At 65.1% G+C, this 833-nt stretch carries 1 protein-coding gene; it reads left to right on the forward strand.

Annotated features, from left to right (window positions below; all coding sequences use genetic code 11):
* Nucleotides 1-833, forward strand: an 833-nt coding sequence (locus CH283_RS18570; RefSeq protein ID WP_141216251.1) for an acyl-ACP desaturase, incomplete at both ends; no start/stop codon positions are given.

Genomic DNA, 833 nt, shown 5'->3' on the forward strand with positions numbered 1-833 from the left:
CACATCTCGATGGCGCGGGAGTGGCACCCTCACGACTACGTCCCGTGGGACGAAGGTCGCAACTTCGCCGCACTCGGCGGCCAGGACTACGACCCGGAGCAATCCAAACTCTCCGACGTCGCACAGGCCGCGATGATCACCAACCTGCTCACCGAGGACAACCTGCCGTCCTACCACCGTGAGATCGCCGAGAACTTCTCCCAGGACGGTGCCTGGGGAACCTGGGTCGGCCGCTGGACCGCCGAGGAGAACCGGCACGGCATCGTCATGCGCGACTACCTCGTGGTCACCCGCGGCGTCGATCCCGTCGCCCTCGAAGAAGCCCGCATGATCCACATGACCAACGGCTTCGCCTCACCGGCAGGATCGCAGACGGGTCTGCTGCACTCGGTCGCCTACGTGACCTTCCAGGAACTCGCCACCCGCGTCTCACACCGCAACACCGGCAAGGTCTGCGACGATCCGATCGCCGACCGGATGCTCCAGCGCATCGCCGCCGACGAGAACCTGCACATGATCTTCTACCGCAACATCACCGGCGCAGCGATGGACATCGCTCCCGACCAGACCCTCGACGCGGTCTCCGACATCGTGACGAACTTCGTCATGCCCGGTGCCGGGATGCCGAACTTCCGCCGCAACGGTGTGCTGATGGCCAAGCACGGCATCTACGACCTGCGTCAGCACCTCGAGGACGTCGTCTGGCCGGTCCTGCGCAAGTGGAGCGTCTTCGAGCGCAACGACTTCACCGCACGCGGGGAGAACAAGCGCGAAGAACTCGCCGCATTCCTCGAAGACCTCGAGCGGCAGGCCACCAAGTTCGAGGAGATGCG

The sequence above is a fragment of the Rhodococcus sp. 05-2254-2 genome, assembly GCF_002259095.1.
In the GTDB taxonomy this organism is placed as follows: domain Bacteria; phylum Actinomycetota; class Actinomycetes; order Mycobacteriales; family Mycobacteriaceae; genus Rhodococcoides.